The following is a 24,751-nucleotide window of genomic DNA, read 5'->3' as shown; positions in this document are numbered from 1 at the left end:
AGACAGGTATTCCTTGACTTTCCGCGATCTCAACATCGACCAGGACATGGTCGACGCGCTGGCGGCGAAGGGCATCATCGAGCCCTTCCCGATTCAGACCCAGACCATCCCCCTCGGCCTCGCCAAACAGGACATCATCGGCCAGGCGAAGACCGGCACCGGCAAGACCTTCGGATTCGGCCTTCCGGTCATCCAGGCGCTCGGGCCGAACCCCGGACCGGGCGTGAAGGCCCTCATCGTCGTCCCCACCCGTGAGCTGTGCGTGCAGGTGGCCGAGGACCTCGAACTCGCCGCATCCAACCGTCCCACTCAGGTGGCCGCCATCTACGGCGGCAAGGCCTACGAGGGCCAGGTGGAGCAGCTGAAGGCGGGCGCCCAGATCGTCGTCGGCACCCCCGGACGCCTCCTCGACCTCGCCGGGCAGCGCCTGCTGTCCCTCAGCCAGGTGCAGGTGATGGTGCTCGACGAGGCCGACAAGATGCTCGACCTCGGCTTCCTGCCCGACGTGGAGAAGCTGTTCGCGCAGACCCCGCCGACCCGCCACACCATGCTGTTCTCGGCGACGATGCCGGGACCTGTGGTCGCGCTCGCGCGCCGCTTCATGAACCGGCCCATCCACATCCGCGCGAACGACCCCGACGAGGGGCTCACGCAGGCCAACATCAAGCACGTCATCTACCGGGCGCACTCCCTCGACAAGGATGAGGTGATCTCGCGCATCCTGCAGGCCAACGGCCGCGGCAAGACGGTGATCTTCACCCGCACCAAGCGCGCCGCCCAGAAGCTCGTCGAGGAGCTGAACGACCGCGGCTTCAACGCGGGCGCCGTGCACGGCGACATGAGCCAGGATGCGCGCGAGCGCTCCATGGCGGCGTTCAAGGCCGGCAAGAAGGACATCCTCATCGCGACGGATGTCGCCGCGCGCGGCATCGACGTCAACGACGTGACGCACGTCATCAACCACACGGTGCCCGACGACCCCGACACCTACCTGCACCGTGCGGGCCGCACGGGCCGGGCCGGCAAGACGGGCATCGCGGTGACCTTCGTCGACTGGGACGACCTGCACAAGTGGGGGCTCATCAACCGCGGCCTCGACTTCGGCATCCCGGAGCCGACCGAGACGTACTCCTCCTCGCCGCACCTGTTCGCCGACCTCGACATCCCGGAGGGCACGAAGGGCCGCCTGAAGCCCGCGGGCCCGGCTCCGGAGCGCGCGCCGCGCACGGGGCAGGCGCCGTCGGGATCCGGCGGGTCGCGCCAGCGCACCCGCACGCGCGGCGGTTCGGGATCCGGCGGCGCCGCGGGCGGGGCCTCCGCACCGCGGGAGGCGGGAACCGGCACGCACGACGGCAAGGGCACGGAGCACCACGACGGCAACGCGGCGCCCTCGCAGCGCCGTCGTCGGCGTCGCCGCAGCTCGGGTTCGGGCGCCCCCACCCCGCCGACCGTCTAGGTGTTCTTCCCCGACACGTTGTGAACGGCTGAGGTGAGCGAAGACCTCCGGGAACGATGTGGGTAACCACACTCAGATCGTTTCCACGGAGGTCTTCGTGACTCACGCTAACGCGCCGTTTACTCCGGAGGGCAGGGCGCGCCTTGCTCGTCTCATCGTCGATCAGGGCTGGCCGGTGCGGCGGGCTGCTGAGCGGTTCCAGTGCTCCCCGGCGACGGCTTCCCGTTGGGCGTGCCGCTACCGCGCCGGGCTGCCGCTGACCGATCGCAGCTCCCGACCGCACCGCAGCCCGTCGCGCTCGTCCCAGCGACTCGAGCGACGCATCGTCGCGTTGCGCTTCACCCGCCGTTGGGGTCCGCACCGCATCGGCTATCACCTCGGTGTTCCCCGCTCGACGGTCGGACGCGTTCTCGCCCGCTATCGGATGCCGCGACTTGTCCACGTCGATCAGGCCACCGGGCTGCCTGTTCGCGCGCCGAAGCCGGTCCGCTACGAGGTCGCCGCGCCGGGAGAGCTCGTCCATGTCGATATCAAGAAACTCGGTCGCATCCCGGATGGCGGCGGCTGGCGCATCCATGGTCGCGGTTCGACCCAGGATCGACGAGCCGGCTCGGCCCGGGATCGAGCCGCACGTCGCGGCGCGTCCCCTTCGCGCGGCTACACCTTCCTGCACCACGCGGTCGATGACCACTCCCGGCTCGCCTACTCCGAGCAACTCCCCGACGAACGCAAAGAGACCGCGGCCGGCTTCTGGCTCCGAGCCGCAGCGTTCTTCGCCGAGCACGGCATCACCGTCACCGCCGTGATGACCGACAACGGCTCCTGCTACCGATCACGCGCCTTCGCCGCCGCACTCGGCAACATCCAGCACCGCTGGACACGCCCCTACCGGCCGCAGACCAACGGCAAGGTCGAACGCTTCAACCGCACCCTCGCCACCGAGTGGGCCTACGCCGAGGCATACTCATCCGAGGCCACCCGCTCAGCCACCTACGCCGACTGGCTCCATCACTACAATCACCACCGACCCCACACCGGAATCGGCGGTCTCGTCCCCGCAGCCCGCGTTCACAACCTCACGGGGAAGAACATCTAGGGGGTGCGGATCGGGCGGGATCCGGTGGCGCGCGCCACGATCGCCGCGTAGACCTCGGGGGCGGTGGTGTTCTCGCCGAGCCGGTTCGGCTTGCCGGCACCGTGGTAGTCGCTCGACCCCGTGGTGACGAGGCCGAAGCGGCGCGCGAGCTCCGCCCAATGCGGCCGCGACGCGACCGGGTTGTCCCGGTGGTCGAGCTCCAGCCCGAACAGGCCGGCATCGACGAGGGACCGCATCCGCGCATCCGACAGCACCCGCTGCGGCCCCCGAGCGCCCGGATGCGCGATGACCGCCACGCCGCCGGCCCCGGTGATGAGCCGCACGCCCTCGACGGGCGGCGGAGCCTCATGGGGCCGGTAGTAGCCGCCCCGCCAGTGCAGGATCGTCGCGAACGCCGCCGAACGGTCGGGCACGTGCCCGCGCGCGACGAGCGCGTCGGCGATGTGCGGACGCCCCACGGTGGCGCCCGGCGTGGTCTGGGCGAGCACATCGTCCCAGTCGAGCGCGTAGTCGACCGCGATGCGTGCGACCATCGACTCGGCCCGGTGCAGCCGCTCCGAGCGGATCGCGGCGGTCGCGGCGCGCAGCTCCGGGTCGTCGGGGTCCACCAGGTAGCCCAGGATGTGCACGCTCGCATAGTCCTGCTGGGTGGAGAGCTCGATGCCGGGCACCAGTTCGAGCCCGGTGCCGTGGGCGGCGATGATCGCCTGATCCCATCCGGCCGTCGAGTCGTGGTCGGTGATGGCGAGCACGCCGAGCCCCGCCGCGACCCCCGCGGCCACGAGCTCCGCGGGCGTCTCGGTGCCGTCGGACACGCTCGAGTGCGCGTGCAGGTCGATCGGTCCGGGCATCCCCTCATGCTAGATCGGCGAGCCTCCCGGCACCGGATCCGTCGCAGGGATGAGTCATCGCGACGCGGCCTCACCTAGGCTCGAGAGGGTGACCCGTCGCCTTCTCGCCGCCGTGGTCACCCTCGCCCTCGCCGCGGTGCTGCTGGTGGCCTGCTGGCCGCAACTGTTCGGACTTGAGCGCGCGCCGGGGGTGATCCACGTGGTCGCGATGCGCGGGATGGTCGTGCTGGTGGCCGTGCTGCTCGCGATGCTGTTCACCCTCATCGCGTTGCTGGCCGCGCGACTGCGGCGCTTCCTCGCCGGCCTCGCCCTGCTGCTGCTCGTCTTCGCGGTGGTGTCGACAGGGGTGCTGGCGGTGCGCGGTTTCGGCGGCGACGGATTCCAGACGAAGGCGCCCGCGGATGTCGTGGTGCTCTCGTGGAACACCCTCGGCGACGCTCCCGGCGCCGAGGCGATCGCCGAGCTCGCGATCGCCCAGGAGGCCGACATCGTCGTGCTGCCGGAGACCAGCCACGCGGCGGGCGAGCAGGTCCGGCAGCTCCTCGCGAACGCGGGCCGCCCCATGCAGCTCATCGACCGTCAGCTCGACACGATCTCGAAGGCGCGCTCCACGGAACTGCTCATCAGCGAGCACCTCGGCGTCTACGTGCGCGACGAGGCCGCGGACTCGACCCCCACGCTGCCGAGCCTCGTGGCGGTGCCGGTGAACGGGTCCGGCCCGACCATCGTGGCCGCGCATCCGGTCTCACCGATGCCCGGCGAGCTGCGCGCCTGGCGCGACGGACTCGACTGGCTCGCCGCGCGCTGCCAGGACACCGCGAACGTCATCATGGCCGGCGACCTGAACTCGACGCTCGACCACTGGGCCTCCTACGGTTCGAGCACGGGTCTCGCGGACTGCCGGGATGCGGCCCGTGCCGCCGGGGGTGCGGCGGTCGGCACCTGGCCCGCGGTGCTGCCTCCCCTGCTCGGCGCGCCGATCGACCACGTGCTCGCGACCGAGGAGTGGGAGATCATCGGCTTCCGGGTGATCGAGTCGGCTGACGGCGCGGGCAGCGACCACCGCCCCGTCGTGGCGCAGCTGCGCCCCGCCCCCTGACCTCACCCCTCCGGGGAAGGAGTGGGAGAATGGATCGCATGGCCGACACGACCCCCGCCACCGCGAACCGCTCGACGACCCCCACCTCCGACGCGTTCCGCGACTTCATCTTCTCCGGCTGGGCGGAGCGCCCCGACGTCGCACCGTCGCCGCGCGCCCAGGCGGCCTACGCGGCCGCGCGCCGCTTGCGTCTGGCCGCCCAGTTCCCCGACCGGGCGATCGTGATCCCGGCGGGCCCCGCCAAGGAGCGCTCGAACGACACCGACTACCCCTACCGGGCGCACTCGGCCTTCTCGCACCTCACCGGCTGGGCGAGCGACACCGTGCCCGGAAGCGTGCTCGTGATCGGTCCCGCGGAGGGCGCCGCCACCCTGTACTTCACCCCCAGCGCGGGCCGGGACTCCGACGAGTTCTACGCGAACGCGGCGGTCGGCGAGTTCTGGACGGGCCCGCGTCCCTCGCTCGCCCACGTGGCGGCGGAGCTGGCCCTCGAGACGCGGCCGCTCAGCGAGTTCGGCGCCGTCGAGGGGGCGGCGCTCGTGCTGCGCGGCGTCGACCCGCTCGCCGACGAGGCCGCCGAGGCGTCCGTGGGGGATGCGGAGCTGCGTCGCGCGGTCAGCGAGCTGCGCCTCGTGAAGGACGAGTTCGAGCTCGCCGAGCTGCGGGCCGCGGTCGCCGCGACGAAGCTCGGTTTCGACGACGTCATCGCGGATCTGCCGCAGATCGTCGCGCATGAGCGCGGCGAGCGCCTCATCGAGGGCACCTTCAATCGTCGCGCGCGCGCGGAGGGCAACGCCGTCGGCTACGACACGATCGCCGCATCGGGCCCGCACGCCTGCATCCTGCACTGGACCCGCAACGACGGCCCCGTGGTCCCGGGCGACCTGCTGCTGCTCGACGCGGGGGTCGAGCTCGACTCGCTCTACACCGCCGACATCACCCGCACCCTGCCCGTGTCGGGCACCTTCACCCCCGTGCAGCGCCGCATCTACGAGGCGGTCCGCGAGGCCGCGGATGCGGCTTTCGCGATCGTGCGACCCGGCATCCGGTTCCGCGAGGTGCACGCGGAGGCCATGAAGGTCATCGCGGCGCGCACCGCCGAGTGGGGGCTGCTGCCGGTGAGCGCCGAGGATTCGCTCGAGCCCGACGCGCAGTACCACCGCCGCTACATGGTGCACGGCACGAGCCACCACCTGGGCATCGACGTGCACGACTGCGCGCAGGCCCGCCGCGAGCTCTACCTCGACGGCGTGCTGGAGCCCGGCATGGTGTTCACGATCGAGCCGGGGCTGTACTTCCAGCCCGACGATCTGACCGTTCCCGAGGAGTATCGCGGTATCGGGGTGCGCATCGAGGACGACATCGTGGTGACCGCGGACGGCGCCGAGAACCTCTCGGCGGGCATCCCGCGCACGGCCGACGAGGTCGAGGAGTGGATGGCCGCCACCACGCGCTGATCGCGTGCCGCCGCAGGCGGTGTGGCGAGTTTCCTCGTGCGGCTCCTCGGATCCGGCGAGGGACGGCGCCTCAGCGGCGCAGGCGCTCGCGCGCTTCGCGCATCCGCTCGCGCTCGCGCTTGCGGGCTTCGCGCAGCTGCCGCTCGGCCTCCCGCCGCGCCCTGACCGCCTCTTTGACCTTCGGATCCCGCGCGGCCTGCGCCTCGATCGGGTCGGCGGGCGTCGGATCGGGTGCGGCGGCCGATCCGGCGTCGAGGTAGCTCTGGATGCCGTCGAGCAGGCGCTCCAGCCCGAACGCGAAGGGGTCGCCGCCCGGCACCGGTGAGAACGCACCGGCGTCGATCGCCCGACGCACCGCGGGGAACTCGTCGACCGTGACGAGCTCCGCGAGCAGCGCCTCGATGCCGGCGTCGTGCTCCTCCGGGTCGTCGCCGCGCGCCGCGACGGCGCGGTAGCCGCGTTCGACCGTCGCCTGCCAGCGCACCTGGGCGATGAGGGCGAGCACGATGCCGAGCTTGGCGTCGTCGCTTGCCGCGACCGGGGCGAGCACCGTGAGCGCAGCGTCCAGCCAGGCCAGGTTGTTGGGGGTCGACGGGGTGCCGTCGATCGGGATGTCGAGCAACCACGGGTGCTCGAGGTACGCCTCCGCGGTGGCGTGGGCCCAGGTGTGGAGCCCGGCCCGCCAGCCGTCCGCCTCGAGCACGCGCTCCGGCGGCAGACCGATGCCGCGCTCCTGCATGAGGACGAGCAGGTCGTCCTTGGAGGTGATGTAGCGGTAGAGCGACATGGGCGTGAAGCCGAGCGCGGTCGCGACGGATGACATCGAGACCGCGGCGAGGCCGCCCTCGTCGGCGAGGGCGACCGCGGTGTCGACGATGCGCTCGATGGAGAGCTCGCGCTTGGGGCCGCGCTGGGGATGCGCGGCGACGCCCCAGGCGAGCGCGACCGCGCGGGGCAGTTCGGGCTCGGAGGTCTCGCTCATGGTGTTCCGATCGTAGACGCGCTTGACATCCGAACCCTTCATTGTGTATGCCATACACTATGGTATGCGACATAAACAGTTTACGTCGCACTCAATGAGTAGGGAAGGATCCCCATGAACGTCGCCATCGCCCTGCGGGGCGTCAGCAAATCGTTCGGCGCGACACGCGTGCTGCACGAGCTCGACCTCGAGATCGCCGCCGGCAGCATCCTCGCCCTCCTCGGGCCCAACGGCGCCGGCAAGACCACGACACTCGGCATCCTCAGCACCCTCGTCGCACCCGACGCCGGCAGCGCGAGCGTCTGCGGCTTCGACGTGGTGCGCGACGCCGACGCGGTGCGCCGGGTGATCAGCGTCACCGGGCAGTCGGCCGCCGTCGACGAGGTGCTGACCGGTCGCGAGAACCTGCGGATGATGTCGCGGCTCTCCGGGCTCGGCCGCCGCGCCGCACGCGAGCGGGCCGAGGAGCTGCTCGACCGCTTCGGACTCGCCGACGCCGCCGGCAAGCGCGTCGCGAGCTACTCGGGAGGCATGCGCCGTCGGCTCGACCTCGCCCTGAGCCTCATCCGCACGCCCCCCGTCGTGTTCCTCGACGAACCCACCACGGGCCTCGACACCCGCAGCCGACAAGGGCTGTGGGACGAGATCCGCGCCCTCGCGGCGGCCGGCACGACCGTGCTGCTCACCACCCAGTACCTCGAAGAGGCGGACCGGCTCGCCGACCGGGTCGCCGTGCTCGAACACGGCGTCATCGTCGCCGACGGCACCGCCGCCGAACTCAAGGCCCGCGTCGGCACCGAAGTGCTCGCCCTCCACGACACCGACGGCGCGCCGCTCATCGAGACCCCCACCGACGGCACCCTCGCCGGACTGCGCGCCGCCCTCGCGGCGCTGCCCGCGGATGCCGCAGGCACGGTGTCGCTGCGCTCCCCCAGCCTCGACGACGTCTTCCTCGCCGTCACCGGCAGCCCCGCACCCCGCACCCTCGTCGACCAGGAGGCCTGACCCATGTCCGTGCTCAACGCTGCAGCGCTCCCCCCGCGCGCCACCCGCGCCACCGTCACCGCGACCTTCGTCTGGCGCAGCCTCCTGCACAGCCTCCGCACCCCCGACGCGCTCGTCATGGCCATCGCCCTGCCGACCGTGCTCATGCTGCTGTTCACCTACGTGTTCGGCGGCGCCATCGACCCGAGCGGCAGCTACGTCGACTACGTCGTGCCGGGCATCATCCTGCTGTGCGCCGGATTCGGCGCCGCCTCGACGGCCGTCGACGTCGCGAACGACATGAAAGCGGGCGTCATCGAGCGTTTCCGCACCATGCCGCTGCGCGCCGCGACCGTCATCACCGGCCACGTCGTCGCAAGCCTCGTGCGCAACCTCGTCGCCACCGCCATCGTCGTCGGCGTCGCCGTGCTCGTCGGCTTCCGGCCGACCGGCACGCTGCTCGACTGGGTCGGGATGTTCGCGCTCGTCGCGGCCTACATCCTCGCCATCACCTACCTGTTCGCGGCGATCGGACTCGCCGCGTCGAGCCCCGAGGCGGCGAGCGGCTACGGGTTCTTCCTGATGTTCGTTCCCTACCTCTCGAGCGCCTTCGTCCCGGTCGACTCGATGCCCGAATGGCTGCAAGGCATCGCCCGCAACCAGCCCCTCACCCCCATCATCGAGACCATCCGCGGACTGCTGCTCGGCACCGACATCGGCGACAGCGCGGGGTGGGCGATCGGCTGGTGCGCGCTCATCCTCGCGATCGCCGTGGTGCTCACGCGCGTGCTGTTCGCCGCGAAGGCCGGGCGGCGTTAGGGGTTGCGCGCGAGCAGCTCCTGCGCCCGCGCCAGCTGCCCGGGCTCCAGGATGATCTGATAGTTCGCGGCGAGCACCTGCGCGATCGACTCGAAGTCCCGGTTGCGGCGGCTCACCGCGTAGCCGGCCAACTGCAGGAACAGCCCGAACGCGGCACCGATGAACACGGCCGCCGCGAACAACTGCCAGGTGAACGTCGGCGAGAGGAAGCTCAGCAGCAGGCCGATGAACAGTCCCAGCCACGCGCCGCTCAGGATGCCGGAGAGCGCCGCCCGGTTCCAGGAGCGCTTGCGGGTCACGATCTCGACGCTCGTCAGGTTGTTGCCGACGATCGCGAGCTTCGCGATCGGGAAATCGGCCTTCGCGAGCCGGTCGACCACCTTCTGGGCCTCCGGGTAGCTGTCGTAGGTGCCCAGCACGTCCCCCTGGGGCACCGTGAGCGGGGCGCCGCGGCGCGCGAAAGGCGAGGGGTTGGACACGAGTTCATTGTGGCATCCGGCGAGTAGGGTTTTCACGTGAGCGCCACGAGAGTCTTCGTCGCCCGCCTGGCCGGCGGAAGCGTCTTCGACCCCCACGGCGACAAGGTCGGCAAGGTGCGCGACGTGCTCGTCGTGTACCGCAACACCGACTCGCCGCGCGTCGTCGGCCTCATCGTCGAGATCCCGGGACGCCGACGCGTCTTCGTCTCCATCGGCCGCATCACGAGCATCGGCGGCGGCCAGATCATCACGACCGGCCTCATCAACCTGCGCCGCTTCGAGCAGCGCGGCGGCGAGGTGCGGGTGATCGCCGAGCTCCTCGGCCGCCGCGTGTCGCTGCGCGACGGATCCGGCGACGCCACCATCGAAGACGTCGCCATCGAGAACGACGCGCCCGGCGAATGGAAGATCGGCGAGCTCTTCCTGCGGCGCCCCCGCACGAGCCCGGCCCCCTTCGGCAAAGGCGCCACCCTGCTCACCAGCTGGGACAAGGTGCGCGAGAAGACCGACACGGGCGAGGCGCAGTCCGCCGAACAGCTCATCGCCACCTACTCCGACCTGCTGCCCGCCGACCTGGCATCCACGCTGCTCGACCTGCCCGAGGACCGCCGCATCGAGGTGGCCGAGGAACTCCCCGACGACCGCCTCGCCGACGCCCTCGAAGAGATGCCCGAGCAGGAGCAGGTCGACATCCTCACCCAGCTCGACGACGAGCGCGCAGCCGACGTGCTCGACCAGATGCAGCCCGACGACGCCGCCGACCTCATCGCGCAGCTGCCCGAGGAACGCGGCGAGACCCTCCTCGAGCTCATGCAGCCCGAAGAGGCCGAAGACGTGCGCTTCCTGCTCAACTACGCCCCGGAGACCGCCGGCGGGCTCATGACGACCGAGCCGATCATCGTCTCGGCCGACGCGACCGTCGCCGAAGGGCTCGCCCTCATCCGTCGTCATGAGCTGGCACCCGCCCTGGGCGCCGCGGTGTGCGTCACCCTGCCCCCCTACGAACCGCCGACCGGACGCTTCCTCGGGGTGGTGCACTTCCAGCGGATGCTGCGCTACCCGCCGCACGAGCGGCTCGGCACGCTGCTCGACGCGAGCCTCGAACCCGTCTCGCCGGAGACGAGCGCCGCCGAGGTCTCGCGCATCCTCGCCAGCTACAACCTCGTCTCGCTTCCCGTCGTCGACGAGAAGCACCGACTCGTCGGGGTGGTGACCATCGACGACGTCCTCGACTACCTCCTGCCGGATGACTGGCGAAGTTCCACGAGGGAAGACCATCCCGAACCCGTGACCACCGGCACCGCAGCCATCCCGACCCGCGGAAGGAGGACCTCGCATGGCACGTCGTAACGACATCCCCTACGACTCGCCGAAGGGCATCCGCCCGGCGTTCGTCTTCCGCTCCTCGGGGCGCGACCGAATGGGCCGCTTCTCGGAGGCGTTCGCCCGCGCCATGGGCACGAGCTACTTCCTCATCGGCATGACGGTCTTCGTCACCGTGTGGCTCAGCTGGAACACGATGGCCCCGGTGCCGCTGCAGTTCGACCCGCGCGCCCAGAACTTCACCCTGCTGACGCTCATCCTCTCGCTCCAGGCCTCCTATGCGGCCCCCCTCATCCTGTTGGCGCAGAACCGCCAGGACGACCGGGACCGCGTGCAGATCGAACAGGACCGGCAGCGCGCCGAGCGCAACCTCGCCGACACCGAATACCTCGCGCGCGAGGTGGTGGCGCTGCGGCTCGCGGTGAAGGAGATGGCCACGAAGGACTTCATCCGGGCAGAGCTGCGCGCCCTGCTCGACGAGCTCGACAAGGACAAGGAGCCGGACGAGGTCGTGCGGTGACCACCGCGGATGCGGTGCGCGCGGCGCTCGCCCGCGTGCAGGATCCCGAGATCCGGCGCCCCATCACCGAGCTCGACATGGTGCCCGAGGTGTCCGTCGAGGGCTCGACGGCACGCGTGGCGCTGCGGCTGACCATCGTCGGCTGCCCCGCGGCCGACCGCATCGAGCAGGACGTGCGCCAGGCGGTGCTCGGCGTGCCCGGCATCTCGGCGCTCGAGCTCGAGGTGGGGGTGATGACGCCCACCGAGCGCGAGGCGCTCGTCACCCGCCTGCGCGGGGTGCGGCGGATGCCGTTCGGGCCCGGCACCCTCACCCGCGTGATCGCGATCACCTCCGGCAAGGGCGGCGTCGGCAAATCGACCGTCACCGCCGAGCTCGCCGTCGCACTCGCCGCGCGCGGGCTCACCGTGGGGCTCGTGGATGCCGACGTGTTCGGCTTCTCGATCCCCGGCATCCTGGGCATCGGGGACGCCAAGCCCACCCAGGTGGGCGACATGATCCTGCCGCCCGTCGCGCACGGGGTGAAGGTGATCTCGATCGGCATGTTCGTCGACGACGGCACGCCCGTCTCGTGGCGCGGGCCGCTGCTGCACCGCACGATGCAGCAGTTCCTCAGCGACGTCTACTTCGGCGACCTCGACGTGCTGCTGCTCGACCTGCCGCCCGGCACCGGGGATGTGGCGATCACGCTCGGGCAGCTGCTGCCGAACGCGGAGGTGGTGGTGGTGACGACCCCGCAGGCGGCGGCCGCGGGGGTCGCCGAGCGCTCGGGGCTCGTCGCGCGGCAGACCGGGCAGACCGTCATCGGGGTGGTCGAGAACATGACGGGCGGGGTGTTCGGCTCGGGTGGCGGCGACGAGGTCGCCCGGCGGCTGGATGTGCCGGTGCTCGCGCGCATCCCGCTCTCGGCCGCCGTGACGTCGGCCGGCGATGCGGGTGCGCCGCTCGTGCTCGGCTCCGCTGCGGATCCGGCCGCCGCCGCGGTCGTCGCCCTCGCCGACACGCTCGCCGCGCGCGGCCGGGGCCTCGCCGGCCGCCCCCTGCTGTAGCCCCCGCACCCCGCCCCGCCCGAGCCCGCCCGACCCGCCCCGCCCGACCCACCCCGCCCGACCCGCCCGACCCGCCCGACCCGCTCCACCCCGCGCCGCCTCGCCCCGCGCCCCACCCCGCTGATCGAGTGCCGCGCGAAGCGCGGTGTATCGAGATCCGCGGGCCGCAGCACTCTCCGGTGGTCGAGGAGCGCCCGCGCAGCGGACGCGTCTCGAGACCACCACCCCGGCAGACCCGGAGCGGGCCGCGGTCAGCGAGCGGGGCGCGGTTCGACGAGCCGCCCCAGCAGCTCGACGAGCAGCCGCTCGGCGAGCGGTGCGGGCAGCGTCTCGATGAGCGCCACGAGCGGCGCCTGCGCGTCCGGCAGTTCCGCGCCCCCGCCGATGCCGAAGCCCTGCAGCAGCGCCCACGCCGTGTCGGCGTCGAGGGCGTCGGCGTCGAGTGCGGCGGCAACAGGGCCGAGCGGTGGCAGTTGGGCGAGCAGCGCCGCCCCGTCCACGTGCGGGGTGCCGCGCACGGCGTCGGCGCCCGCCACGAGCGCCGCGGTGAGCGGGGCGAGCACCGACTCGGTGACGGGGGTGATCGTGAGGTGGGTGGTCGCCGGCAAGGCGGCGCCGCCGGGCTGCGCGAGTGCCGGCTGCAGCTGCAGCACGAAGCCGTGGGCGCGCACCGCGTCCGCCCAGTGGTGCGGGTCGACACGGCGGTCGGCGGGCACGCGCTCGTCGGCGGCGACCGCGAGCAGCGGGCCGACCGGTTCCCCCACGACCCGCAGCCCCTCGATCCCGTCGATCGCCTCCCGCAGGCGCGCCGTCGACCGCGCACAGGATGTCGCGAGTGCCGCGAACCCGTCCACCCCGAGCGCCTGCGTGATCGCCCACGCGGCGGCGAGCGGGCCGGCCGACTTCGAGCCGAGGATCGTCGGGTTGACGACCGGGTACCCCGGCCAGCGCGTGGTGGCGAAGAACTGGTGCCGTTGCCGATCGCGGCCGCGTTGCAGCAGCACCGAGGCGCCCTTCGGGGCGTAGCCGAACTTGTGCAGGTCGGCGCTCACACTCGTGACGCCGGGCACCCGGAAGTCCCAGTCGGGCAGCGGGGCGCCCGCGGCATCCGTCCAGAACGGCAGCACGAGCCCGCCGATGCACGCGTCCACATGCAGCGGGATGCCGTGGGCGGCGCAGGCGGATGCCACCGCGCCGACGGGGTCGAGCGCCGCGAAGGGGTAGTTCGGCGCGGAGAGCACGACGAGCGCGACGTCGTCGCCGAGGCGCGCCACGACGTCCGCCGCGGCGACGGCGCCGTCGGAACCGACCGGCACGAGATCGAGGTCCAGGCCGAAGTAGGCGGCGGCCTTCTGGAAGGCGGCGTGCACGGTGCTCGGCGCCACGAGTCGCGGCACCCCGTGCGGATGCGCCGCGCGCCACACCTCGCGTGCGGTCTTGACGGCGAGCAGGCAGCTCTCGGTACCGCCCGTGGTGACCGAGCCGACCACCTCCTCGTCGCCGTGCAGCAGTTCGCGCACGAAGCCCACGAGTTCGGCTTCGAGCACGGCGACGGAGCCGAAGGTGGTGGGGTCGAGTCCGTTCACCGGCTGCACGGCGCGGATGGCGGCGGCGGCGAGCTCGTCGAGGGCGGCGAGACCCGAGTCGTACACGTAGCTCAGCACGTGCCCACCGTGGGTGGGCGGGTCGGCGGCGCGCAGGGCGTCGAGGCGCGCGAGCACGCCGGCGGCGTCGCGGACGAGTTCGCTCACGGCGCGGGCTCCACCGCGACAGGCTCGACGGGCTCGATGTCGTGACGGCGCAGCGGGTAGCGTCCGAGCGTCCACAGGCTGAGGGCGATCATGATGGCCGGCACGATGCTGAAGCCGAGCACGATGCCGGCGAGGGCGTTCGGCCCCTGCTCGACCACCTGGCCGGCGACGCCCTCCCGGTAGCCGGTGAGGGCGAGTCCGAGGGTGAGGGCGACCGAGCCGAGCGCCATCCCGGTGGTCTCCCCCGCGGTCCAGACCCCGCCGAAGACCCCCGCCTGGCCGGTGCCGTGACGCGCCGCGTCGTGCGAGATGACATCGGGGAGCATCGCCATCGGCAGGGTCTGCATGCCCGCGTAGGCGGCACCCGCGACGGCGACCGGGGCGTACAGCCAGGCGCCCGGCACCCACACGAGCAGCACGAGCGACATCGCGGCGAGGCCGAACAGGATCGAGGCGAGCCCGAACGCCCACTCCTTGCCGGTGCGGCGGGCGATCACCGCCCACAGCGGCGCGCACACGAGGGCGGGAGCGATGAGCGCGATGAACAGGAAGGTGGTGCCGTTGTCGGGGTCCCGCAGCACCCATTTGGCGATGTAGGCGGCGCCGGCGAGCATCATGCCCGTCGCGAGGGCTTGCAGCAGGAAGGTGGCCAGGAGCGCGCGGAAGGCGCGGCTGCGGCGCAGCACGGCGATGCCGTCGGCGTAGTAGGCGGCGAGCGGTTGCCGGGGCGGGGTCGGTCCGACGGGTTCGCGGGGTGCCGAGAAGGAGGCCACCAGCATCCCGACGCCGAGCAGCACGCCTGCGACGGCCGCCATCCCGAGGTACCCGGCCGGGGTCTCACCGCCGAAGACGCCGCGCAGGGCGGGGCCGCCGGCGCCGAACAGCAGGATCGCGATGGTCAGCACGACGACCCGCACCGACAGCAGGCGGGTGCGGGCGTCGTAGTCGGGGGTGAGTTCGGCGGGGAGGGCGATGTAGGGCACCTGGAAGAGGCTGAACGCGGTGGCGGCGAGCACGAACGCGACAAGCACCCACCCGCCGCTCGCGAGCGGCCCGAGGCCCGGCGCCGCGGCGAAGGTGAGCACGAAGAACACGGGCAGCAGGATGGCGCCGATGAGCATGAAGCGGCGGCGGGAGCCGGTGCGGGCGAGGCTGCGGTCGCTGCGGCCGCCGATCACGGGGTCGATGATGACGTCCCAGATCTTGGCGACGATGAGGATGACGCTCACCCAGATGGCGGCGACGCCGAGCGTATCGGTGAGGTAGATCGCGAGTAGGAGGCCCGGCAGGGTGGCGAAGCCGCCCGTGCCGATCGACCCCGCGGCGTAGCGGGCGATCACGGATGCGCGCAGTGCGCCCGACGGCGTCGTCATGCGCGTCACCCTATCGGGCGCGTGGCGGCCCGGTCGGGATCGCCCCGCGGTGCGGGGAACGTGTGCGTGGGTGTTGGTTTCGATACGCCGCCTTCGGCGGCACTCAACCGACGAGTAAACGCGGGATGCCGCACCTCGTCGGTCGAGGCGCGCGGCTGTCGCGTCTCGAGGGTTGGCGTTTCTCGTTGGTCGAGTGCGCCGCGTAGCGGCGTGTATCGAGACCCGCACAGCAGGGTGGGGGGGGTCTCGAGGCGCGTCGCCGGTGGCGGCGCTCCTCGACCAGCTGCTGTTGCACGGGGGTTAGGCGGTGTTGCGGAGGCGGTCGTAGGCGGGGCTGCGGGAGGGCAGGGGTGTGCGCCTCAGGATGCCGTCGTCATCGGGGTGGACGAGGTGGTAGTTGGCGCCGGTGCGGGTGATGCGCCATCCGTGGTTGTGGACTTTCAGGTGGCAGAACGTGCACAGCAGCACCCCGTCATCGATGTCGGTACGGCCGTGATGCTGATCCCAGTGGTTGATGTGGTGGGCTTCGGTCCAGGATGGTGGCCGGTCGCACATGAGACACCCGCCATCCCGGGCAGCCATGACGAGGCGTTGCTTCCGGGTGAAGAGACGCTGCTCCCGACCCAGGTTGAGGACCTTCCCGTCTCCGTCGAACAGGATCGGGATCGCACCACCCGCGCAGATGAACCGTTCCGCCGTCTGAATCGAGACGGCGGTGTCTTGTCCTTCGAAGAACGCTGCACCCACCGGGTGACCATCAGGCCCGACCGTCTCGAGGTCGCGCTTCGTGACGAGGATCCGCACCGCGGGTGTGCGGTCGCCGAGGAGTCTCCCGTCATCCACCCGGGAGCCGATCCGGATCAGTTCGACGAGGGTGTCGAGGGTGAGTTGCTCGGTGGTGCGCTGGTCCCGCATCAGATCCTCCGCGCGTTGCACCTGCTCCGGGTTCACGAACCTCGGTCCGCCGCGTCGGGGTGAGGTGGCGGCGTCGAGGATCGGCACGACGACCGCGGCCGATTCGGGATCCAGCAGTCCGGTGATGCGGGTCATGCCGTCGAGTTGCTTCGAGACCCGCAGGGAGCGCTTGTCACGCAACTGTTCCTCACGGGCGGCGATGCCGGCGAGGTCGAGTTCGTCGCGCAGGCGCCCGGCACGGGTCGCGAGCTGCTCCAGGGTCAGCAGCGGCGCCGCCTGGACGAGAGTCTCCGCGGCGTTCGCGAGCGCGTCCAGGCGGGCCATGTCATCGGAGTCCCTGGCGGCTTGGGTGAGGCGGGTGCGGATCACCTCTGCCGCATCCACCGAGATCGTGGCCTGAGCGACCGCGTCCCCGATCAGCTGAAGCCATCGGGCGACCGGGGCCGCATCCGGGCGCCGTTCCGCCACCGGAAGCAGTTGCGCAGCCTTCACGAGGGTGTGTGCGTCACGCGTCGACCCGCCCGTCAACTGGGAGATCAGCCCCTCTGCGGAACGTTGACCTCGGCGGGCGGCCAGTCCGTCGTGTCCGAGCTCGCGGCGGGACCGGTGGGCGATCTCCCCCGCGACCGCCGCAGCCACCGCATCCAGCCGCCGACGCACCTGGGCGATGAGCCGTTGCCCGTCCACCAGTTCCTGATCCGACAGCACCCCCACCACCGGCAACACCACAGCTGTCGTCGTGTCGCCGATGGTGGCGAGGAGGGCGGGGATCGAGGGCATGATCCATCATCCCATCGATCGAACGAGAATGCTATCATCACCAACAATTCGTGGATCACGGGTCGAACACAGTTCTGTGGAGGAGGGGCTGGGGGTGGTTTCGATACGCCGCCTCCGGCGGCTACTCAACCAACGAGGGTGGGGCACCTCCGGCGGCAACTCGACCAACGGGGGGCGGCGCCTCCGGCGGCAACTCAAGCAACGGGCACGCCGCCTCCGGCGGCACTTAAGCAACGGGCACGCCGCCTCCGGCGGCACTCAACCAACGAGGGTGGGCCACCCCCGTGTGGGGCGGAGAAGTGGGACGAGCGTCCCACTTAGACTCGACGCATGCCCGGCTCACTGCTGCCCCGGTCGCTCGCCGACGAGCTCACGAAGGAGCTCGCCGGCCGCACAGCGCCTCCCGTCTCGGTCATCGCCCCCTTCACGGGCGAGGAGCTGTACACGCTCCCCCACTCGACGGTCGCCGAGGTGCAGGACGCCGCCGCTCGCGTGCGCGACGCCCAGCGCGCCTGGGCGGCCGCGGGCGACGCCCACCGCCGCGCCGTGCTCCTGAGGGGTCACGACCTCTTCCTCGAACGCCGCGAACTGCTGCTGGATGCGGTGCAGTCCGAGACCGGCAAGACCCGCGGCCAGGCCTTCGAGGAGGTCTTCACCTCCGCCGCCGCCACCCGCTACGCGGCCCTCAGCGCCCGCCGCATCCTGGGCACGAGCGCCCGCCGCGCCGGCATCCCCCTCGTCTGGCGCACGCGCGTGCGCCGCACCCCCAAGGGCCTGATCGGCGTCATCACCCCGTGGAACTACCCGCTCAGCCTCGCCCTCATGGACATCGCCCCCGCACTCGCCACCGGCAACGGCGTGCTGCAGAAGGCCGACGACCAGGGCACCCTCTCGGTACTGCTCGCCCGTCGCGCCTTCGTCGACGCGGGACTGCCGCCCGAGCTCTGGGCGGTGGTCACCGGCCCCGGCGCCGAGATCGGCTCCGCGGTCATCGACCAGGCCGACTACGTGTGCTTCACAGGGTCCACGGCCACCGGTCGCACGGTCGCCCAGCGCGCGGCGGGCCGGCTCATCGGCGCCTCCCTCGAGCTCGGCGGCAAGAACCCGCTCATCGTGCTCGACGATGTGAACCCCGAGAAGGCCGCCGCGGATGCCGCCTACGGATGCTTCTCCGCCGCCGGGCAGCTGTGCGTCTCGGTCGAGCGCATCTACGTCGAGAAGGGCGTCGCCGACCGCTTCATCCCGGCGTTCGCCGAACGCGTCGCCCACCTCTCGCTGGGCACCGACTTCGACTACACCGCGGACGTCGGCTCGCTCGCGAGCGCCGCCCAGCTCGCCCGCGTCACCGACCACCTCGACGACGCGGTCGCGAAGGGCGCCACCGTGCTCGCGGGCGGCTCCGTCCGCCCCGACCTCGGTCCCTACATGATCGAGCCGACCGTGCTCACCGACGTGACAGCCGAGATGCAGTGCTTCGGGCACGAGACCTTCGGCCCGCTCGTCGCCGTCACCGTGGTGGACGATGCGGATGCCGCGGTCGCCGCCGCCAACGACACCGAGTTCGGCCTCAACGCCTCCGTGATGAGCGGTTCGCGCCGCCGGGCACGCGCCGTCGCCGCGCGGCTGAGGGCGGGATCCGTCAACATCAACGAGGGCTACCGCGCCACCTTCGGCTCGATCGACGCCCCGATGGGCGGGGTGAAGCAGTCGGGACTGGGTCGCCGCAACGGGGTCGACGGGCTCACCCGCTTCACCGACGCGACGACGGTGGCCGAGTCGACGGGTCTCATGCAGCTGCCGCGCACCGGTCCCGAGTTCGCGAAGCTGACCGGGCTCATGGTGGTGGCGCTCAAGGCGCTCAAGGGCATCCGCCGGCGGTGACCTCGAGGCGCGACGCCTGCGGCGGCGCTCCTCGATCACCTCGGTCCCTCAGGTCGCCTCGCCGTCGAAGGGCGGCACCGCGCCCTTGCCGAGCCGTCGCTGCCGCAGCTCGTAGGCGGTCGCAGCCCCGCGTCGACTGGGCGCCGCGGCGACCGCCGCGACCGCCGCGGGCTCGTCCTCGAGCAGCGCGTCGCGGATGATGCGCCGCGGGTCGTACTTGCGCGGATCGAGCTTGGCCCAGTCGACCTCGTCGAACTCCGGTCCCATCTCCTCGCGCATGCGATCCTTGGCGCCGTTGGCCATGTTCCGCAGCGAACGCGTCAACCGCGCGAGCTGGGCCGCGTAGCCGGGCAGCCGTTCGGGGCCGACCAGGAACACGGCGATCACCAGGATGATGATCAGCTTGTCGAAGGTCAACCCGAAGGACACCCGCTCAGGATAACCGGCGTCGCCTGTGCCCGGCCCTAGTCTGGGTGTGCCCCTACTGCCCGATCGGAGGACGCGTGGCCGAGAAGGACCTGAGCTGGAAGTTCGCCGAGGAGTTCCCGGCGGAGCCCCCGGCCACCCAGGGCGCGCGCCAGCATTCGCTCGAGCTCGGCATCGACCCGATCTCCCCCGCGGTCGGCGCGCAGCTCGCGGTGCTCGCGGCGGCGATCGACGCGAAGAGCATCCTCGAGATCGGCACCGGCGCGGGCGTGAGCGGCCTGTGGCTGCTGCAGGGCGCCCCGAAAGCGACGCTCACGACGATCGACGTCGAGGTGGACCACCAGCAGCGCGCCCGCCAGTCGTTCACCGAGGCCGGGATCGGGCAGGCCCGGGTGCGCCTCATCTCCGGCCGCGCACGCGAGGTGCTGCCGCGCATGAACGACGGCGCCTACGACCTCGTGCTCGTGGATGCCGACCCGGCATCCGTGCTCGACTACGTGGAGCACGGTCTGCGGATCGCGCGGAAGGGCGGCATCGTCGCGGTCGCTCACGCGCTGTGGAAGGGGCGCGTCGCCGATCCGGCTCAGCGCGACGAGACGGTCGCCGACTTCCGGGCGCTGCTCACGACGATCGCGGAGTCGAGCGCGGTGACCGCCGCCCTCAGCATTGCGGGCGACGGCTTGCTTCAGCTGGTCAAGACGGGCGACTGAGCCCGCAGCCGCCGCTGTCGGTCTCAGCCGGCGATGACGCTCGCGAGGGCGTCGTGGAGCTCCTTGGCCTCGTCGTCGTTGACCGAGACCACGAGGCGGCCGCCGCCTTCGAGCGGAACGCGCACGATGATGAGGCGACCCTCCTTCACAGCCTCCATCGGGCCGTCACCGGTCCTCGGCTTCATGGCTGCCATGAGATGTCCCCTTTCAACGGTTACCTCCTCATTATCCCGTATCGCGCCGACACGCACGAATCGGGGGACGTCTCGCTACGGCGGGCTCCAGTCGCCGGGGCCGCGCCACCACACCGCGTCGACCCACAGCAGCTGCGCCACCACCCCGAGCACGACGAGCCCCGCACGCCACAGCCGCGACCGCGGCACCGCGAAGGCCCCCAGCGCGGGGGCGAGCGGCATCAGCAGTCGCCAGGTGCTCGACTGCGGGAAGAACACCGCGAACAGATAGACGGCGTAGGCCGCGAGCCACAGGCGCAGTTCGACGCCCAGCCGCCGCGCCCACGGACTGAACAGGAACGCGGCGAACGCCGCCGCCAGCACGAGGACGAGGACGACGCCGAGCGCGCCTGCCGCGGCATCCGGGACCCCCGCGAAGCGCAACCAGAAGGCCAGGCCCTGCATCCATCCCTGGAACGGCACGAGGTGCCCGAACCCGACGTAGCCCGCGCGCCAGGCGAGCTCGGTATCGAGGTAGGCCGAGGGAACGCCGGTCACCGCCCAGGCGATCGCGGGCCAGGCGAACCCCGCGGCGGCGCTCACGAGACCCGCGACGACGATCCCGGCGAACTCCCCGGCGGGCAGCGGATGCGCCCGCGCATCCCGGCGCGCCCGCACGATGCGCACCACGAGGTACAGCAGCAGGAAGAGTGCGAAGGCCAGCGCCGACGGCCGGGTGAAGGCCAGCAGCACCACGACCGGGATCACCGCCACGAAACGCTGCCGCTGCACGAGCAGCAGCGCCCCGAACAGCAGGGCGAGACCGAGCGCCTCCGCGTACGCCACCTGGAACAGCGGCGAGAGCGGTGCGGTGCACAGCAGCACGACCCCGAACAGCGCGGTGCCCGGCGAGAGCCCCGCCTCGCGCAGCAGCCGCTCGAACAGCAGGGCGGCGACGGCCCCCGCCAGCAGCGACACCACCACGGCCACCACCGGGAACGGCAACCCGATCCGCACGAACACCGACAGCAGCATGGGGTACAGCGGCAGGAACGCCCACGCGTTCTCGGTGACGTGCCCGTCGGCGTCGACGGGCAGCTCGGTCGGGTAGCCGATGAGCGCGATGCGGTAATACCACTGGCCGTCCCAGTTGCTCGCGAAGGTGAAGAAGTCGGGCGTCGCGGTGCCGTTCGCACGCCCTTCGACGCCCGCGAAGACGAGCATGACGGCGCTCGTCACCACCCGGGACGCCGCGAACACGAGCAGCACCCGCGCCCACCACGGCGTGAGGCGCCAGAGCACCCGCAGCCGGAGCATCACACCACTGCGGTCAGCCATCGGCGCAGGGCCGTCTCGACGCGGTCGATCTGCGCGAGCGGCACCCGCTCGTCATCGGCGTGGGCGAGCGAGGGGTCGCCCGGGCCGAAGTTCACGGCCGGGATGCCAAGGGCGCTGAAGCGGGCCACATCCGTCCAGCCGTACTTGGGGCGAGCCTCGGCGCCCACCGCGGCCACGAACTGCTGCGCGAGCGGCGCATCGAGGCCGGGGCGGGCGCCCTCGGCCAGGTCGGCCACCGTGATCTCGACGGGCAACCCCGCGAAAAGCTCCTCGAGGTGCGCCAGCGCCTCGGCGCCGCTGCGACTGGGGGCGAAACGGTAGTTGACGTGCACGGTGGTCTCATCGGGGATCACGTTGCCGGCCACCCCGCCCGAGATCCGCACCGCCGACAGGCTCTCGCGATACACGAGCCCGTCCACCTCCACCTCGCGCGCCCGGTACGCCGCGAGGCGCGCGAGCACAGGAGCGACGGCGTGGATGGCGTTCTCGCCCATCCACGCACGTGCGGAATGCGCGCGGCGGCCGCGGGTGGTGACGTCGACGCGGATGGTGCCGTTGCATCCGCCCTCCACCTCGGCCCCGCTCGGTTCGCCGAGGATCGCGAAGTCGGCCGCCAGCAGCTCCGGCCGCTCGCGGGCGATGCGGCCGAGACCGTTGAGACTCGAGTCGACCTCCTCGTTGTCGTACCAGACCCAGGTGACGTCGACCGCGGGCTCGGGCAGCTGCACGGCGAGCGCGAGCGCGACGGCGCAGCCCGCCTTCATGTCGACCGTCCCGCGACCCCACAGCACCGGGCCGTCGACGCCATCCCCGAGCCAGGACGGCACATTGCCGTTGATCGGCACGGTGTCGATGTGGCCCGCGATCACCACGCGCTGTGCGCGGCCCAGGCGGGTGCGGGCGACGATCACATTGCCGTCGCGCACCACCTCGAGGTGCGGCGCGGCGCGCACGACCGCCTCGATGGCATCCGCGACGGCGGCCTCGTCGCCCGACTCGGAGCGGATGTCGACGAGCTGCCGCGTGAGCTCGGCGACGGGGGCGAAAGCATCGAGCGCGGGCACGGAGCCAGCCTAGCGAGCCGATACCCTGGCACCATGACGACCGCCTGGGGCCACGGACTCGCCACGATCGCCGCCGACGGGACGGTGCTCGACACCTGGTATCCCGCGCCCGCCCTGGGTGCGGCCGCGACGGATGCCGCCGTGCCCGAGGCGGTGCTCACGGGCGTCGGCGAGGACGTCGTACGCGGGGTGCGCACGGAGCCGGTGCTCGTCGAGGTCGAGCTCGACGCGCCCCCCGCATCCACCCCCGACGCCTACCTGCGCCTCCACCTGCTGTCGCACCTGCTCGTCGCACCCAACGGCCTCAACCTCGACGGGGTGTTCGGGCACCTGCCGATCGTCGCCTGGACGACCGCCGGCCCCGTGCATCCCGACACGCTGCGGGATGCACGGGCACGGCTGCAGCGCGCGGGGGTGTCGGTGCTCGGCATCGACAAGTTCCCGCGGCTCGTCGACTACGTGGTGCCCGACCGGGTGCGCATCGCCGACGCCTCGCGCGTGCGCCTCGGCGCGCACCTCGCGCCGGGCACGACCGTCATGCATGAGGGTTTCGTGAACTTCAACGCCGGCACCCTCGGGACCTCGATGGTGGAGGGGCGGATCTCGCAGGGCGTCGTCGTCGGCGACGGCTCCGACATCGGCGGCGGCGCATCCATCATGGGCACCCTCTCGGGAGGCGGGACGGAGCGCGTGGTGATCGGCGAGCGCGCCCTGCTCGGAGCGAACTCGGGCATCGGCATCTCGATCGGCGACGACTCCGTCGTGGAGGCCGGACTCTACGTGACGGCCGGCACCAAGGTGACGCTGCTCGACGGCTCGGGCGCGCCGCGCGTCATCAAGGCCGTGGAGCTCTCGGGCGTTCCTGGCATCCTGTTCCGCCGCAACTCGCAGACGGGTGCGGTCGAGGCGCTTCCCCGCGCCGGCCACGGCATCCGACTGAACGCCGCCCTGCACGCCTGAGCCGCCGGCCGCTCCCCCGGCCGCGCCCCCACTCCTCCCCCGCCATTTCTCCGACTCCTCCCCTGGCTCCTCCCAGAAATGCAGGAGTTTTTGCCGACTCGAGCCCGCCGACCCTGTCAACCCGAGGTCGGTTCCCGGAGTCTCCTGCATTTCTGAGGCTGTCGTCTCCTCCCCACCGAGCGGACGGTCGGGGTTGCCCCCGCGCCGCGGATGCGATGCCACCCCGTCCACGCAACGCGCGACAGTCGCCAGATGGACCTGCGCAACGACATCCGCGAACTCGGCGGCCTCGCCCCCGCCTTCGCCCTGCTGCGCCGTGGATGGAGCTACTCCGCGCTGAGCTACGCGGCCCGTCACGGATGGGTTCGGCGGATTCGGCAGGGCTGGTACGCCCTGCCCGGAGTCGACGAACTGCTCGCCGCCGCGTGGCGCGTGGGCGGGCTGCTCGGCTGTGTGAGCGCGGCGCGGACCTTCGGCATGTGGACGCCGCCCGACGATCGCCTGCACGTCACCGCCCCGCCACGCCACGCACGGATGCGGACCGCCGGCGACATGAGGGTGCGGCTGTCCGAGGAACCCGATCCCCGCATCCGCATCCACTGGCGACCTTGCGCGCCGTTCGACCGCTTCCGGGCGACGCCCGTGGAGTGCATCGTCGATCTCGCCAAGTGCTTCCGCTCGGAGTGGGTGCTCGGGTCGCTCGACAGCGCGCTCGCCCTGGGCCTCATCCGGCGTCGCGAGCTGCTCATCCTGCTGCGCCGCCTGCCCCGGCACGCGCGGTGGATCGTCGAGGCCGCGGACGCAGCGTCCGGCTCCTTCCCCGAATCGGTGCTTCGCGGGCTGCTGATCCGCGCCCGCATCTCGGTTCGGATCCAGGAGTGGATCGATGACATGCGCGTGGACTTCCTGATCGGCGACCGGCTGGTCATCGAGGTCGACGGGCGGGAGTTCCATGGCGACCATCTCGGATTCGAACACGACCGGGCGCGCGACGCGAAGCTGAGCGCCCTCGGATACCGGGTGCTGCGTTTCAGCTACGCGCAGGTGGTCTACCGGCCCGACGAGGTGCTCACGGCGATCCGCGCGGCGATCGCCCGCAACGACCACAGCTGAGCGCGATCCGGTCGCACGTCCTCCCACCCCACCGCACCCGCTCTCTCCCCGGGCCCCAGCTGAGCCTGCCCCGCCCTTCCCGCCCTTCCCCGCCCTGCCTCGCGCTGCCCCGCCCTTCCCCAGAAATGCAGGAGAAACCGCCGCCGGTCATC

23 protein-coding genes are annotated in these 24,751 nt (G+C 72.0%); 13 read left to right on the top strand and 10 right to left on the bottom strand.

Annotated features, from left to right (window positions below; translation table 11 throughout):
- Positions 1-46: 46 nt before the first annotated feature.
- Positions 47-1,456 carry a DEAD/DEAH box helicase gene (locus tag FLP23_RS06245; protein ID WP_210414014.1) on the top strand — a complete coding sequence of 470 codons (1,410 nt, stop codon included), beginning with the start codon at positions 47-49 and terminating at the stop codon, positions 1,454-1,456.
- Positions 1,457-1,553: 97 nt separating this feature from the next.
- Complete coding sequence (locus FLP23_RS06240; RefSeq protein ID WP_149325058.1) at positions 1,554-2,552, top strand: IS481 family transposase; 999 nt, start codon at positions 1,554-1,556, stop codon at positions 2,550-2,552.
- On the opposite strand, the gene FLP23_RS06235 is transcribed toward FLP23_RS06240, so the two are convergent.
- The gene (locus FLP23_RS06235; protein ID WP_149325057.1) at positions 2,549-3,403 is read right to left on the bottom strand and encodes a PHP domain-containing protein; all 855 of its coding nucleotides are present in this window, start codon (positions 3,401-3,403) and stop codon (positions 2,549-2,551) included. The two genes, FLP23_RS06240 and FLP23_RS06235, sit on opposite strands and share 4 nt — an antisense overlap.
- A gap of 88 nt (positions 3,404-3,491) precedes the next feature.
- Here FLP23_RS06235 and FLP23_RS06230 point away from each other — a divergent pair, with 88 nt between their 5' ends.
- Both FLP23_RS06230 and FLP23_RS06225 read left to right on the top strand, forming a co-directional pair.
- On the top strand, positions 3,492-4,502 hold the full coding sequence (locus tag FLP23_RS06230; protein ID WP_149325056.1) for an endonuclease/exonuclease/phosphatase family protein: 1,011 nt from the start codon (positions 3,492-3,494) through the stop codon (positions 4,500-4,502).
- A 38-nt stretch (positions 4,503-4,540) separates the two neighbouring features.
- The gene (locus tag FLP23_RS06225; protein WP_149325055.1) at positions 4,541-5,959 is read left to right on the top strand and encodes an aminopeptidase P family protein; all 1,419 of its coding nucleotides are present in this window, start codon (positions 4,541-4,543) and stop codon (positions 5,957-5,959) included.
- A gap of 70 nt (positions 5,960-6,029) precedes the next feature.
- Here the strand turns inward: FLP23_RS06225 and FLP23_RS06220 are convergent, their stop codons facing one another.
- Positions 6,030-6,941 carry a TetR/AcrR family transcriptional regulator gene (locus FLP23_RS06220; RefSeq protein WP_149325054.1) on the bottom strand — a complete coding sequence of 304 codons (912 nt, stop codon included), beginning with the start codon at positions 6,939-6,941 and terminating at the stop codon, positions 6,030-6,032.
- 114 nt (positions 6,942-7,055) lie between these two features.
- Here FLP23_RS06220 and FLP23_RS06215 point away from each other — a divergent pair, with 114 nt between their 5' ends.
- Together FLP23_RS06215 and FLP23_RS06210 are read left to right on the top strand one after the other, a co-directional pair.
- Positions 7,056-7,946 carry an ABC transporter ATP-binding protein gene (locus tag FLP23_RS06215; protein ID WP_149325053.1) on the top strand — a complete coding sequence of 297 codons (891 nt, stop codon included), beginning with the start codon at positions 7,056-7,058 and terminating at the stop codon, positions 7,944-7,946.
- 3 nt (positions 7,947-7,949) lie between these two features.
- Complete coding sequence (locus FLP23_RS06210; RefSeq protein ID WP_149325052.1) at positions 7,950-8,744, top strand: ABC transporter permease; 795 nt, start codon at positions 7,950-7,952, stop codon at positions 8,742-8,744.
- On the opposite strand, the gene FLP23_RS06205 is transcribed toward FLP23_RS06210, so the two are convergent.
- Complete coding sequence (locus tag FLP23_RS06205) at positions 8,741-9,223, bottom strand: YflT domain-containing protein (protein WP_149325051.1); 483 nt, start codon at positions 9,221-9,223, stop codon at positions 8,741-8,743. The two genes, FLP23_RS06210 and FLP23_RS06205, sit on opposite strands and share 4 nt — an antisense overlap.
- A 36-nt stretch (positions 9,224-9,259) precedes the next feature.
- On the opposite strand from FLP23_RS06205, the gene FLP23_RS06200 reads away from it, so the two are divergent.
- Genes FLP23_RS06200 through FLP23_RS06190 form a run of 3 tightly spaced genes read left to right on the top strand, consistent with a single transcriptional unit; the run spans position 9,260 to position 12,115 of the window.
- On the top strand, positions 9,260-10,573 hold the full coding sequence (locus FLP23_RS06200; protein ID WP_149325050.1) for a magnesium transporter MgtE N-terminal domain-containing protein: 1,314 nt from the start codon (positions 9,260-9,262) through the stop codon (positions 10,571-10,573).
- Positions 10,560-11,066, top strand: a complete 507-nt coding sequence (locus FLP23_RS06195) for a DUF1003 domain-containing protein (RefSeq protein ID WP_149325049.1) — start codon at positions 10,560-10,562, stop codon at positions 11,064-11,066. Before FLP23_RS06200 ends, FLP23_RS06195 begins: the two co-directional genes overlap by 14 nt.
- Complete coding sequence (locus tag FLP23_RS06190) at positions 11,063-12,115, top strand: P-loop NTPase (protein WP_149325048.1); 1,053 nt, start codon at positions 11,063-11,065, stop codon at positions 12,113-12,115. The genes FLP23_RS06195 and FLP23_RS06190 overlap by 4 nt, the downstream gene beginning before the upstream one ends.
- A gap of 251 nt (positions 12,116-12,366) precedes the next feature.
- On the opposite strand, the gene FLP23_RS06185 is transcribed toward FLP23_RS06190, so the two are convergent.
- From FLP23_RS06185 to FLP23_RS06175, 3 genes are all read right to left on the bottom strand, one after another.
- A complete protein-coding gene (locus FLP23_RS06185; protein WP_149325047.1) occupies positions 12,367-13,866 on the bottom strand; it encodes a pyridoxal phosphate-dependent decarboxylase family protein in 1,500 nt (499 codons plus the stop codon).
- Positions 13,863-15,239, bottom strand: a complete 1,377-nt coding sequence (locus FLP23_RS06180; protein WP_149325046.1) for an MFS transporter — start codon at positions 15,237-15,239, stop codon at positions 13,863-13,865. Before FLP23_RS06180 ends, FLP23_RS06185 begins: the two co-directional genes overlap by 4 nt.
- 300 nt (positions 15,240-15,539) lie before the next feature.
- Complete coding sequence (locus tag FLP23_RS06175) at positions 15,540-16,934, bottom strand: HNH endonuclease signature motif containing protein (RefSeq protein ID WP_149325045.1); 1,395 nt, start codon at positions 16,932-16,934, stop codon at positions 15,540-15,542.
- Positions 16,935-17,264: 330 nt separating this feature from the next.
- Here FLP23_RS06175 and FLP23_RS06170 point away from each other — a divergent pair, with 330 nt between their 5' ends.
- Positions 17,265-18,815: a succinic semialdehyde dehydrogenase gene (locus FLP23_RS06170; RefSeq protein ID WP_149325044.1), complete on the top strand. Its 1,551-nt coding sequence runs from the start codon at positions 17,265-17,267 to the stop codon at positions 18,813-18,815.
- A 48-nt stretch (positions 18,816-18,863) separates the two neighbouring features.
- Here the strand turns inward: FLP23_RS06170 and FLP23_RS06165 are convergent, their stop codons facing one another.
- Positions 18,864-19,244: a sec-independent translocase gene (locus FLP23_RS06165; protein ID WP_149325043.1), complete on the bottom strand. Its 381-nt coding sequence runs from the start codon at positions 19,242-19,244 to the stop codon at positions 18,864-18,866.
- 74 nt (positions 19,245-19,318) lie between these two features.
- Here FLP23_RS06165 and FLP23_RS06160 point away from each other — a divergent pair, with 74 nt between their 5' ends.
- Positions 19,319-19,951, top strand: a complete 633-nt coding sequence (locus tag FLP23_RS06160; RefSeq protein WP_149325042.1) for an O-methyltransferase — start codon at positions 19,319-19,321, stop codon at positions 19,949-19,951.
- Between the two features lie 23 nt (positions 19,952-19,974).
- Here the strand turns inward: FLP23_RS06160 and FLP23_RS06155 are convergent, their stop codons facing one another.
- The 3 genes from FLP23_RS06155 to dapE all read right to left on the bottom strand — a co-directional run bounded on the left by FLP23_RS06155 (position 19,975) and on the right by dapE (position 22,526).
- Entirely contained in the window at positions 19,975-20,145 is a 171-nt protein-coding gene (locus FLP23_RS06155; protein WP_120762851.1) for a DUF3117 domain-containing protein, read from the bottom strand.
- Positions 20,146-20,220: 75 nt separating this feature from the next.
- The gene (locus FLP23_RS06150; protein WP_246139918.1) at positions 20,221-21,462 is read right to left on the bottom strand and encodes a hypothetical protein; all 1,242 of its coding nucleotides are present in this window, start codon (positions 21,460-21,462) and stop codon (positions 20,221-20,223) included.
- Positions 21,441-22,526 carry a succinyl-diaminopimelate desuccinylase gene (gene dapE / locus FLP23_RS06145; RefSeq protein WP_149325041.1) on the bottom strand — a complete coding sequence of 362 codons (1,086 nt, stop codon included), beginning with the start codon at positions 22,524-22,526 and terminating at the stop codon, positions 21,441-21,443. The genes FLP23_RS06150 and dapE overlap by 22 nt, the downstream gene beginning before the upstream one ends.
- Before the next feature lie 33 nt (positions 22,527-22,559).
- On the opposite strand from dapE, the gene dapD reads away from it, so the two are divergent.
- Complete coding sequence (gene dapD, locus FLP23_RS06140) at positions 22,560-23,486, top strand: 2,3,4,5-tetrahydropyridine-2,6-dicarboxylate N-succinyltransferase (RefSeq protein WP_149325040.1); 927 nt, start codon at positions 22,560-22,562, stop codon at positions 23,484-23,486.
- 252 nt (positions 23,487-23,738) lie between these two features.
- Complete coding sequence (locus FLP23_RS06135; protein WP_149325039.1) at positions 23,739-24,599, top strand: DUF559 domain-containing protein; 861 nt, start codon at positions 23,739-23,741, stop codon at positions 24,597-24,599.
- Positions 24,600-24,751 lie beyond the last annotated feature (152 nt).

Origin of the sequence: Protaetiibacter larvae (assembly GCF_008365275.1) — a bacterium.
Lineage (GTDB): Bacteria > Actinomycetota > Actinomycetes > Actinomycetales > Microbacteriaceae > Homoserinibacter > Homoserinibacter larvae.
Note: the sequence above shows the minus strand (reverse complement) of the source record. Positions and strands in the feature narration are given on the sequence as shown.

Coding starts and splice junctions, on each gene's coding strand:
- FLP23_RS06215 (WP_149325053.1), top strand. CDS start 7,056: ATGAACGTCGCCATCGCCCTGCGGGGCGTCAGCAAATCGTTCGGCGCG.
- dapD (WP_149325040.1), top strand. CDS start 22,560: ATGACGACCGCCTGGGGCCACGGACTCGCCACGATCGCCGCCGACGGG.
- FLP23_RS06220 (WP_149325054.1), bottom strand. CDS start 6,941: ATGAGCGAGACCTCCGAGCCCGAACTGCCCCGCGCGGTCGCGCTCGCC.
- FLP23_RS06150 (WP_246139918.1), bottom strand. CDS start 21,462: ATGGCTGACCGCAGTGGTGTGATGCTCCGGCTGCGGGTGCTCTGGCGC.
- FLP23_RS06235 (WP_149325057.1), bottom strand. CDS start 3,403: ATGCCCGGACCGATCGACCTGCACGCGCACTCGAGCGTGTCCGACGGC.
- FLP23_RS06245 (WP_210414014.1), top strand. CDS start 47: ATGGTCGACGCGCTGGCGGCGAAGGGCATCATCGAGCCCTTCCCGATT.
- FLP23_RS06195 (WP_149325049.1), top strand. CDS start 10,560: ATGGCACGTCGTAACGACATCCCCTACGACTCGCCGAAGGGCATCCGC.
- FLP23_RS06180 (WP_149325046.1), bottom strand. CDS start 15,239: ATGACGACGCCGTCGGGCGCACTGCGCGCATCCGTGATCGCCCGCTAC.
- FLP23_RS06210 (WP_149325052.1), top strand. CDS start 7,950: ATGTCCGTGCTCAACGCTGCAGCGCTCCCCCCGCGCGCCACCCGCGCC.
- FLP23_RS06135 (WP_149325039.1), top strand. CDS start 23,739: ATGGACCTGCGCAACGACATCCGCGAACTCGGCGGCCTCGCCCCCGCC.
- FLP23_RS06170 (WP_149325044.1), top strand. CDS start 17,265: ATGCCCGGCTCACTGCTGCCCCGGTCGCTCGCCGACGAGCTCACGAAG.
- FLP23_RS06155 (WP_120762851.1), bottom strand. CDS start 20,145: ATGGCAGCCATGAAGCCGAGGACCGGTGACGGCCCGATGGAGGCTGTG.
- FLP23_RS06175 (WP_149325045.1), bottom strand. CDS start 16,934: ATGCCCTCGATCCCCGCCCTCCTCGCCACCATCGGCGACACGACGACA.
- FLP23_RS06225 (WP_149325055.1), top strand. CDS start 4,541: ATGGCCGACACGACCCCCGCCACCGCGAACCGCTCGACGACCCCCACC.